At 67.5% G+C, this 10,531-nt stretch carries 9 protein-coding genes; 7 read left to right on the forward strand and 2 right to left on the reverse strand.

What is annotated here, in order from left to right:
• Window positions 1-129: 129 nt before the first annotated feature.
• The gene (locus tag HCC78_RS30160) at window positions 130-759 is read right to left on the reverse strand and encodes a TetR family transcriptional regulator C-terminal domain-containing protein (protein WP_172332444.1); all 630 of its coding nucleotides are present in this window, start codon (window positions 757-759) and stop codon (window positions 130-132) included.
• 251 nt (window positions 760-1,010) lie between these two features.
• Here HCC78_RS30160 and HCC78_RS30165 point away from each other — a divergent pair, with 251 nt between their 5' ends.
• From HCC78_RS30165 to HCC78_RS30180, 4 genes are all read left to right on the forward strand, one after another.
• Window positions 1,011-2,258, forward strand: coding sequence for a Zn-dependent hydrolase (locus tag HCC78_RS30165; RefSeq protein ID WP_172332445.1), 1,248 nt, complete (start codon window positions 1,011-1,013; stop codon window positions 2,256-2,258).
• Window positions 2,255-2,902, forward strand: a complete 648-nt coding sequence (locus HCC78_RS30170) for a hypothetical protein (RefSeq protein ID WP_172332446.1) — start codon at window positions 2,255-2,257, stop codon at window positions 2,900-2,902. Before HCC78_RS30165 ends, HCC78_RS30170 begins: the two co-directional genes overlap by 4 nt.
• 53 nt (window positions 2,903-2,955) lie before the next feature.
• Window positions 2,956-4,416, forward strand: a complete 1,461-nt coding sequence (hydA, locus tag HCC78_RS30175; RefSeq protein WP_172332447.1) for a dihydropyrimidinase — start codon at window positions 2,956-2,958, stop codon at window positions 4,414-4,416.
• 279 nt (window positions 4,417-4,695) lie between these two features.
• On the forward strand, window positions 4,696-5,991 hold the full coding sequence (locus tag HCC78_RS30180) for an MFS transporter (protein WP_172332448.1): 1,296 nt from the start codon (window positions 4,696-4,698) through the stop codon (window positions 5,989-5,991).
• A gap of 67 nt (window positions 5,992-6,058) precedes the next feature.
• Here the strand turns inward: HCC78_RS30180 and HCC78_RS30185 are convergent, their stop codons facing one another.
• On the reverse strand, window positions 6,059-6,733 hold the full coding sequence (locus tag HCC78_RS30185) for an HAD hydrolase-like protein (RefSeq protein WP_172332449.1): 675 nt from the start codon (window positions 6,731-6,733) through the stop codon (window positions 6,059-6,061).
• Between the two features lie 103 nt (window positions 6,734-6,836).
• On the opposite strand from HCC78_RS30185, the gene glmU reads away from it, so the two are divergent.
• The 3 genes from glmU to HCC78_RS30200 all read left to right on the forward strand — a co-directional run.
• On the forward strand, window positions 6,837-8,186 hold the full coding sequence (glmU, locus tag HCC78_RS30190) for a bifunctional UDP-N-acetylglucosamine diphosphorylase/glucosamine-1-phosphate N-acetyltransferase GlmU (protein WP_172332450.1): 1,350 nt from the start codon (window positions 6,837-6,839) through the stop codon (window positions 8,184-8,186).
• Window positions 8,187-8,190: 4 nt separating this feature from the next.
• A complete protein-coding gene (gene glmS / locus HCC78_RS30195; protein WP_172332451.1) occupies window positions 8,191-10,020 on the forward strand; it encodes a glutamine--fructose-6-phosphate transaminase (isomerizing) in 1,830 nt (609 codons plus the stop codon).
• Between the two features lie 93 nt (window positions 10,021-10,113).
• Window positions 10,114-10,531, forward strand: a 418-nt coding sequence (locus HCC78_RS30200; protein ID WP_172332452.1) for a transposase, incomplete at its 3' end; no start/stop codon positions are given.

Here is a 10,531-nt window from a genome sequence, read left to right on the forward strand (position 1 = left end):
CCCGCCTTCTGGGCCGTCGCCCTGCTGGTCCAGGCCCTGATCGGCGGCGGAGCCCTCGCCCTGGCGAAATGAGCCATCCCGCAGCAGGCAAGGCGGCGGATCCCCTCGGGATCCGCCGTTCAGCCATGTTCAGCGGGGCCGCAAACCGTCGAGCAGCAGGTCCTTCACGGCCGCGCGGGTCTCGTCCCATTGCGCCGGGCCAAGCGGCGCGCCGCCGTTCAGCGTCTCGATCTGGCGGGAGAAATCGGCATAGTGCTGGGTCGCCGCCCAGATCGCATAGAGCAGGTGGCGCGGGCTGACCGGACGCAGGCGTCCTTCGTCAATCCACAGCGCGATCACCGCGATCCGGTCCTCGGTCCAGGCCTTCAGCTCGGTCTCCAGGTAGTCCTGCACAATCGGCGCGCCCTGGATGATCTCGTTGGCCCAGACGCGCGATCCATGCGGGCGGGTGCGGGCGAGCTCCAGCTTCACGTCGATATAGTCGGCGAGAGATTCCAGCGGCTCGCTGCCGGGCCGGATCCGGTCGGCGGCGGCGCGCCAGATCTCGAAGATGTCGCTGACGACCCGGCGGTAGAGCCGTTCCTTGGTCTCGAAGTAATAGACGACATTCGATTTCGGCACCCCGGCCTCGGCCGCGATCCGGCTGATCGAGGCCCCGGCATAGCCGTAATCGGCAAAGACCCGCTCCGCGGCCGCTAGGATCCGCGCGACGGTTTGCTCGCGGTTCCTCAGCTGGATGCCCTTTTCCCTGCCCGCCACTGTCCCGCGCCATGCTCCCTGTGCCCTGCCCCAGACAGGGCTCAGCCCGGCCCGGGGATGCAATCTCCGCCGCCGCCGCCCGGACGCGCCGTTGCGGCAAAGCCCGGTTTGCGGTCATCCTGCGGCAGCGCTGCGGAAAATTCAGCAGGTTTCTGCACGATCGTTCAGGAAATTATTGACCGATCGTGCAGCCTTCCCGCAGCCTCCCGGGGACTCGCGGACCGGAGGCTCCGCAACAGCAGGAGACGATCATGAAGCACGGGCAGAATCTGCGCATCGATCCGGAACGGCTCTGGGACAGCCTGGAAGAGATGGCGAAGATCGGGCCGGGCGTGGCCGGCGGCAACAACCGCCAGACGCTGACCGATGCCGATGCCGAGGGCCGCGCGCTGTTCAAGTCCTGGTGCGAGGCGGCGGGCTGCGGGATGGGCGTCGACAGGATCGGCTCGATGTTCGCGACGCGGCCCGGCACCGACCCGGAGGCGCTGCCGGTCTATATCGGCTCGCATCTCGACACCCAGCCGACCGGCGGGAAATACGATGGCGTGCTCGGCGTGCTCGGCGGTCTCGAAGTGCTGCGCACGCTGCAGGCGATGGAGGTGAAGACCCGCCGGCCGATCGTGCTGGTCAACTGGACCAACGAGGAAGGCGCGCGCTTCGCCCCGGCGATGCTGGCCTCGGGCGTCTTCGCCGGGCGGCATGACCTGGACTGGGCCTATGACCGGACGGATGCGGAGGGCAAGCGCTTCGGCGACGAGCTGGAGCGGATCGGCTGGATCGGCGAGGAAGAGGTCGGCATTCGCAAGATGCATGCGATGTTCGAACTGCATATCGAGCAGGGCCCGATCCTAGAGGCGGAAGGACTGGATATCGGCGTCGTCACCCATGGCCAGGGACTGCGCTGGATCGAATGCACCGTCACCGGCAAGGAGAGCCATACCGGAACCACGCCGATGCCGATGCGGAAGAATGCGGGGCGAGGCATGGCGCGGCTGATCGAGCTGGCGCACGAGATCGCGATGAAGCACCAGCCGAACGCGGTCGGCGCGGTCGGCCATGTCGAGGTCTACCCGAACTCGCGCAACATCATCCCCGGCAAGGCAGTCTTCACCGTCGATTTCCGCTCGCACCTGCCGGACGTGCTCGCGGCGATGGAGGCGGAGTTCTACGAGCGCGCGCCGGGGCTCTGCGAGGACATCGGCACCACCTTGACAACCAACGTGGTCGGCCAGTTCGAGCCGCCTGCCTTCGACGAGGTGCTGGTCGGCCGGGTCCGCGGCGCGGCGGAGCATCTGGGCTATTCGCATCGCGACATCGTCTCGGGCGCGGGGCATGACGCCTGCTGGATCAACGACATCGCGCCGACCGCGATGATCTTCTGCCCCTGCAAGGACGGGCTGAGCCATAACGAGGCCGAGGAGATCACCATGGACTGGGCCGCCGCCGGGACCGACGTGCTTCTGCACGCGGTTCTGGAGACGGCCGAGGTTGTCGAATGACGATGCGGGTGGCGGCCGGGCTTCTGCTGGCCGCCATCGCCGCGGCGCTTCTGGGCTTCGCCGCCTGGCAGGCGCAGCAGCGCATCGAAGACCTCGAGGCAGAGGTCCAGAGCCTCGGCAGCCAATTGGCCGAAATGGAATTCGAGCGCGATGCTTTCCTTTACCATGTGAGCGCCCCGGACTTCACCGAGCAGATCGCCAGGATCGCCCGGTTGAGCAAGGCCGAGGACCGCGCAACCGTGGCGGAACGGCTGATTGCGTCATTCGACATGCACCTGGCACCGCTACCCGAAGCCTTCGACCTCTACCGCCGGATCATGGCCTTGGCTGCGGAGCCTGGATCGGAGGCACGGCAGGTCCTTTTGGCCGAGTTCGAGCTTTGGATCGACGAGAGCCAATCCAGCATCGTGCTGGAGGAACCGTTCGTGGCTACGCTGGAATCTGCAACAGCGATATCGACCCTTGCAACTGCTGCAGGAGCCATAGCCTCCGCGCTGTTGTCCGTGCTCGTCTTCGCGGCCAAGCACGGATCGCGGCGGCTGGAGGAAGAAATGCTGGCGCTCGATGTCGAGATGAAACGGATTGAACTGGCAAAGGCGCGCCATGCCGCGCGCGACGCCCTGGATGCGCAATCCGGCATCTGACCGGATTCGCGGGACATGAACCCGGCTACGGCCGGAACGTTGAGGGAAACGACATGACGAAGGTCATCAAGGGCGGCACCGTGGTGACCGCCGACCGCCAGTGGAAGGCGGACGTGCTGATCGAGGGCGAGACGATCAAGGCGATCGGCCCGGACCTGAAGGGCGACACCTACGTCGATGCCGAGGGCGCCTACGTGATCCCCGGCGGGATCGACCCGCATACCCATCTGGAGATGCCCTTCATGGGCACCACCGCGGCCGAGACCTTCGAGTCCGGCACCTGGGCCGCGGCCACCGGCGGCACGACGATGCTGGTGGATTTCTGCCTGCCCGGCGCCGACGGCTCGATCAGGAACGCGATCAACGACTGGCACCGGAAATCCGCGCCGCAGATCTGCACCGATATCGGCTATCACATGGCGGTCACCGGCTGGAACGAGACCATCTTCGACGAAATGAAGGACGCCGTCGAGATGGGCGTCAACTCGTTCAAGCATTTCATGGCCTACAAGGGCGCGCTGATGGTGGAGGATGACGAGATGTTCGCCTCCTTCTCGCGCTGCCGCGAGCTTGGCGCGCTGCCGATGGTCCATGCCGAGAACGGCGACGTCATCGCCGCGCTGCAGGAGAAGTATTTCAACGAGGGCATCACCGGCCCCGAGGGCCACGCCTATTCCCGTCCGCCCGAGCTGGAAGGCGAGGCCGCCAACCGCGCGATCACCATCGCCGATGCCGTCGGCACGCCGCTCTACATCGTGCATGTCTCTTGCGAGCAGGCCCACGAGGCGATCCGCCGGGCGCGGCAGAAGGGCATGCGGGTCTATGGCGAGCCGCTGGTGCAGTTCCTGACGCTCGACGAGAGCGAGTATTTCGACAAGGACTGGGACCATGCCGCGCGGCGGGTGATGTCGCCGCCCTTCCGCTCCAAGGACCATCAGGCTTCGCTCTGGGCCGGGCTGCAGGCCGGGTCGCTGCAGGTCGTGGCGACGGATCACTGCGCCTTCACTACCGAGCAGAAGCGCCGCGGCCGCGACGATTTCCGCATCATCCCGAACGGCTCGAACGGGGTGGAGGAGCGGCTGGCCGTGCTCTGGACCGAGGGCGTGGAAACCGGCCGCCTGACGCCCGAGGAATTCGTCGCGGCGACCTCGACCAACATCGCCAAGATCCTCAACATCTACCCGAAGAAGGGTGCGATCGTCGAAGGCGCGGATGCCGATATCGTGGTCTGGGATCCGAAGATCTCGAAGACCATCACCCCGGCCTCCCATCATTCCGTTCTCGATTACAACGTCTTCGACGGGTTCGAGGTGACGGCGCAGGCGCGCTACACGCTAAGCCGAGGCGAAGTGATCTGGGCCTGGGGGCAGAACAGCCAGCCGCAGCCCGGACGTGGACGCTTCGTGCCCCGCCCGGCCTTCTCCTCGGCGTCGAAAGCCCTGTCGCAGTGGAAGGCGCTGACCGCGCCGAAGATGATCCAGCGCGACCCGCTGAACATCCCTGCGGGCATCTGAACCCCTGCCGCGCCGGGCTTTCCGGGCCCGGCGCGGCCGCTGCGGCAGGCAGGCACCCGCGAAAGAAAGCGTCGTTCATGACCCGCTCCGGCCGCGGCGGCGCACTGGCACGCAGCCCGGCGCGACAGAAAATTATTTGCCTACCCTCAATTTTTGCGGCCCTCCCTGCGCAAATATGCACAGAAAAACCGTGTTTTCACCTGCGGGGCGCGGTTCCGGTCCGGGGAGGATGGGAGTAGGCAGGCCCGGAAATCCAGATTGACTCCGGGACTCACCCCAATGACAGATACCAGTTTCGCCCCGTCCGCGGCACCGCGGGCGGCGCCCGTGAACTCTCCCGCCCGCGTGCTGGGCGCCAGCCTCGTCGGCACCACGATCGAATTCTTCGACTTCTACGTCTACGCGACCGCAGCCGTGCTGATCTTCCCGTCGCTGTTTTTCCCCGGCAGCGACCCGATGACCGCGCTGCTCGCCTCGTTCGCGACCTTCTCCATCGCCTTCTTCGCCCGTCCGCTGGGCGCCGTCGTCTTCGGCCATTTCGGCGACCGCGTCGGCCGCAAGGTGACCCTGGTGGCCGCGCTGCTGACCATGGGCATCTCCACCGTGGTGATCGGCTTCCTGCCGAGCTACGAAACCATCGGCGTGTTCGCGCCGCTGCTGCTGGCTCTCTGCCGGTTCGGCCAGGGCTTCGGCCTCGGCGGCGAATGGGGCGGCGCGGTGCTGATCGCGACCGAGAACGCGCCCGAGGGCAAGAAGAACTGGTACGGCATGTTCCCGCAGCTGGGCGCGCCGGTCGGCCTGTTCCTGTCGTCGGGCCTGTTCTGGCTGCTGCTGCAGTTCATGCCGCAGGAATCCCTGCTCAGCTGGGGCTGGCGCATCCCGTTCCTCGCCTCTTCCGTGCTGATCGTCATCGGCCTCTGGGTGCGGCTGTCGCTGACCGAGACGCCTGACTTCCAGAAGGCGATCGACAAGCACGAGCGCGTGGCCGTCCCGGTGGTGGAGCTGTTCCGCAACCACAAGATCAGCCTTTTCCTCGGCACCTTCGTGGCGCTGGCGACCTTCGTGCTGTTCTATATCGGCACCGCCTACCTGCTGAGCTACAACGTCAAGGTCATCAAGATCCCGTTCACCGACGCGCTCGCGATCCAGATCTGGGGCGCGGTGGTCTTCGGGGCGTTCATCCCGCTCGCGGGCCTGATCGCCGAACGTTTCGGCCGCCGCCAGGTGCTGGTCGCCACGACCGTGCTGATCGCCGCCTTTTCTTTCCTGGTGCCGGTGCTGATGGTGGCGGACGAGGCGCGGATCCTGACCTTCGTGACGATCGGCATGGCGCTGATGGGCATGACCTACGGCCTGATCGGCAACGCGCTGGCCGCGCCCTTCCCGACCCAGGTGCGCTACAGCGGCTCGTCGCTGACCTTCAACTTCGCGGGCATAGTCGGCGCGTCGCTGGCGCCCTACATCGCGACCTGGCTGCAATCGACTTACGGCCTGGCCTATGTCGGCTACTACCTCTGCGCCGCCGCGGTGATCACGCTGGCCTGCATCTTCGCCTCGGCCCGCGGCAAGGTCTGATCAAGCGGGGGGTGGTGCGCCGCCCTCCCCTGTCCCGGCTGTCTCCCTGCGCGCGCCCAGCGGCGCGTCAGGCGAGGCCCAGGCTTTCCAGGCAGGCTTCCATTTCGTCGTAGTGATGGATCAGCACCTCGGGCTCCAGCGCGGCCACGTCATGGCCGTCCGGCCCGAAGGTCACCAGTGCGCAGGGGATCGACGCATTGCGCGCGCAGCTGCGGTCGGTAACCGTGTCCCCGAACAGCACCGCCGCCCCGTTGGACCCGCCGACCCGCGCCACAGCCTCGAACAGCGGCTTCGGATCGGGCTTCCTCACCGGCAGCGTATCGGCGCCGATCAGCGCCCCGAACAGACCCCGCACCCCCAGTTCCGTCATCAGCGATTCCGCCAGCCCCTCTGGCTTGTTGGTGCAGATCGCGGTCAGGTGCCCCGCCGACAGCAGCCGCTCCACCGCTGCCTCGGCTCCGGGAAACAGGCGGGTTTCCACCGACAGCGCCTGGGCATAGGCCTCCAGCAGCGGCGCGTATCCGGCATCCACCCGCGCCTCGTCGACATCGCCGTAGAGCCGGTCGAGCCCGAGCCGCAGCATCGCCTTGCCGCCCTTCATCGCCGCGCCGCGGTCGCCTGAAATCTTGGGATCCAGCACGTTTCCGTAGCCCCAGGCGCGGAACACGGCATTCGCCGCCGCAAGCAGATCGCCGGACGTATCCGCCAGAGTTCCGTCCAGATCGAAGACCACCGTCGCCATGCATCCACCCTGTCACAAACGAAATCAACCGTGACGCCGCCGCCCCTTGCAGCGGGCCTCCCGCTGGATAGAACGTCGGTTGAGGCAAAGGAAGGCAAAAACCATGGGGCTGAGCTTGATCATCCTGGCGGCGGGCCAGGGCACGCGGATGCAATCCGACCTGCCGAAGGTCCTGCATCCGCTCGGCGGAGTGCCGATGCTCGCCCATGCGATGGCGTCGGGCGCGGCGATGGATCCCGAACGGGTCGCGGTGGTCTGCGGCCATGGCGCCGACCTTGTGAGGAAGGCAGTGGCCGAGATCGACCCGGAGGCCCAGGTCGTCCTCCAGTCCGAACAGCTCGGCACCGGCCATGCGGTCCGGCAGGCGGCCCCGGTGCTGGAGGGCGTGACCGGCGATGCCGTCGTGCTCTACGGCGACACGCCCTTCATCCGCCCGGAAACGCTGGAGGCGATGTCCGAGGCGCGCGCCCGCGGTGCTGACATCGTGGTGCTTGGCTTCATGGCCGCCGATCCCGGCCGCTACGGCCGTCTCGTCACCGTCGACGAGCGCCTGCTGCGGATCGTCGAGTACAAGGATGCCACCCAGGGCGAGCGGGCCATCCGGCTATGCAATTCCGGCGTCATCATGGCCGATGCCGCCACGCTGATGCGGCTGGTCGGCGCGATCGGCAACGCGAATGCGGCCGGGGAATACTACCTGACCGACATCGTCGGGCTGGGCCGGGCCGAGGGGCTGACGGCCGAGGTGGTGCTGTGCGAAGAGGCCGAGACGATGGGCGTCAACACCCGCGCCGAGCTCGCCGCCGCCGAGGCGGCCTTCCAGGCGCGGATGCGCGCCGAGGTGCTGGAGAACGGCGTCACGCTGACCGCGCCCGAGACGGTGCATTTCGCCCAGGACACCTATATCGGCCGCGACGCGACGGTGGAGCCCTACGTGGTCTTCGGCCCCGGCGTGACGGTGGAGACCGGCGCCGTGATCCGCGCCTTCAGCCATCTCGAGGGATGCCATGTCTCGCGCGGCGCGGTCGTCGGGCCCTATGCCCGCCTGCGCCCCGGCGCGGAGCTGTCCGAGGACGTGAAGGTCGGCAATTTCGTCGAGGTGAAGAACGCCCAGATCGCCGAGGGCGCCAAGGTCAGCCACCTGAGCTATATCGGCGATGCCGAGATCGGCCGGGACGCCAATATCGGCGCGGGCACGATCACCTGCAACTATGACGGCGTGTTCAAGCACCGCACCACCATCGGGGCGCGCGCCTTCATCGGCTCGAACACCATGCTGGTCGCGCCGGTTAGGGTCGGCCCCGAGGCGATGACCGCGTCGGGCTCGGTGATCACCTCCGACGTGGAGGCCGGCGCGCTGGCCGTCGGCCGGTCGCGGCAGGTGACCAAGCCGGGGCTGGCGGAAAAGATGATGGAGCGCCTGAAGGCGCTGAAGGCAGCGAAGAAGGGTTGAGCCCATGTGCGGAATCGTCGGCGTTCTCGGCAATCACGAAGTGGCCCCGATCCTCGTCGAGGCGCTGAAGCGGCTGGAATACCGCGGCTATGACAGCGCCGGGATCGCCACGGTCCATGACGGCCATCTCGGCCGCCGCCGCGCGGTCGGCAAGCTGGCCAACCTTTCCGACAGGCTGGTACACGAGCCGCTGGCGGGCAAGTCCGGCATCGGCCATACCCGCTGGGCCACGCATGGCGCCGCGACCGAGGGCAATGCCCATCCGCACCAGTCCGGCCCCGTGGCCGTCGTCCATAACGGCATCATCGAGAATTTCCGGCACCTGCGCGGCGAGCTTCTCCGCGACGGCCTGGTGCCGCAGACCCAGACCGATACCGAGGTCGTCTCGCTGCTGTGCCAGTCCTTCATGAAGAAGGGCATGGGCCCGGTCGAGGCCGCCACCGCCACCATCGCCCGGCTGCGCGGCGCCTTCGCGCTGGCCTTCCTGTTCGACGGCGAGCAGGATCTGATGGTCGCCGCCCGCAAGGGCTCGCCGCTGGCCATCGGCCATGGCGACGGCGAGATGTATGTCGGCTCCGACGCGATCGCGCTGGGGCCGCTGACCGACCGGATCACCTATCTGGAGGAAGGCGACATCGCCGTCGTCACCCGCGCAGGCGCCGAGATCCGCGATGCCCAGGGACGGCTGGCCAACCGCCCCGTGCAGCGGGTCTCGCTCGACCAGACCCGGGTGGAGAAGGGCGGCTACAAGCATTTCATGGCCAAGGAGATTGCCGAACAGCCCGGCATCCTCAAGGACACGCTCGACGCCTACGTGAAGGACGGCCGGATCGCCTTTCCGGAGGCCGCCGATGCCGCCCTGCCCTTCGCCGATCTCGACCGGCTGACGCTGGTCGCCTGCGGCACCGCGCATTACGCCTGCCATGTCGCGAAATACTGGTTCGAGACGCTCGCCCGCCTGCCGGTGGAGATCGACGTCGCCTCCGAATTCCGCTACCGCCAGCCGCCCCTGCCCGCGCGCTCGATGGCGATGGTGGTCAGCCAGTCCGGCGAGACCGCCGACACGCTGGCGGCATTGCGCTATGTCCGCGAGCAGGGCCTGCCGGTCGGCGCCATCGTCAATGTCGAGGGCAGCACGATTGCGCGGGAAAGCGACGCGGTGATCCGGACGATGGCCGGCACCGAGATCGGCGTGGCCTCGACCAAGGCCTTCACCGGCCAGCTGATGGTCCTGGCCCTGCTGGCGCTGCGGGCGGCCGAGCTCCGCGGCACGCTGACGCCGGAAGAGATCGCAGGGCACGTCGCCGCGCTGCAGGCGATGCCGGGGCTGGCGCACCAGGCGCTGCAGCTCAGCGAGCGGATCACGGACATGAGCCACGGCCTGTCGGAGGCGCGCGACGTGCTGTTTCTCGGCCGCGGCGCGATGTATCCGCTGGCGCTGGAGGGCGCGCTGAAGCTGAAGGAAATCAGCTACATCCATGCCGAGGGCTATGCCTCCGGCGAGCTCAAGCACGGACCGATCGCGCTGATCGACCGGACGGTGCCGGTGATCGTGCTGGCCCCGCGCGACGCGCTCTTCGAGAAGACCGTGTCGAACATGCAGGAAGTTATGGCGCGCGAAGGCCGCGTGATCCTGATCACCGACGCCGAGGGCGCTGCCGAAGCCGGCGAAGGCGTCTGGCATCTGGTGCGCATGCCGGAACTCGCCGACCCGCTCTTCGCCCCGCTGCTCTACGCCATCCCAGCCCAGCTCATCGCCTATCACACGGCGGTGGCCAAGGGCACCGACGTCGACCAGCCCCGCAACCTGGCAAAATCTGTCACGGTCGAATAGCCGCCGCCTACCGCAGCGGCGTTGTGTCAAGCGGCGTTGTTGCGCAAATCCAGAGGAATTCATCCTGCGAATCCAGCATGATAGCTGGCGGCCATGAGCAGACCGGCGAAGACGACCTACAAGACCACCAACTGGCAAGCGTATAACCAGGCGCTGAAGCAGCGTGGATCGCTGACCGTCTGGTTCGATCCCTCCATGCAATGGGACGCGGTGCCTTCCGGGCGGCGCGGCCGCCAGCAGGCATTTAGCGACGCCGCAATCCAGGCTTGCCTGACCTTCAAGGTCCTTCTCGGGCTGCCCCTCCGCCAGGCCACCGGTTTCGTGGCGAGCTTGCTGGAGCTCTCCGGGCTGGACTGGTCGGTGCCGGATTTCAGCACCCTGTCCCGACGCCAGAAGACCCTGGACGTGACCATCCCGTATCGCGGTCCCAAGGGTCCGCTGCACTTGCTCGTCCCCTCTCGGGCATTGCTGCGCAATGCCCTGCCGGGCAGCGGACGGCACCGGCATCAAG

It is taken from the genome of Mangrovicoccus sp. HB161399, from assembly GCF_013184745.1.
Classification (GTDB): domain Bacteria; phylum Pseudomonadota; class Alphaproteobacteria; order Rhodobacterales; family Rhodobacteraceae; genus Mangrovicoccus.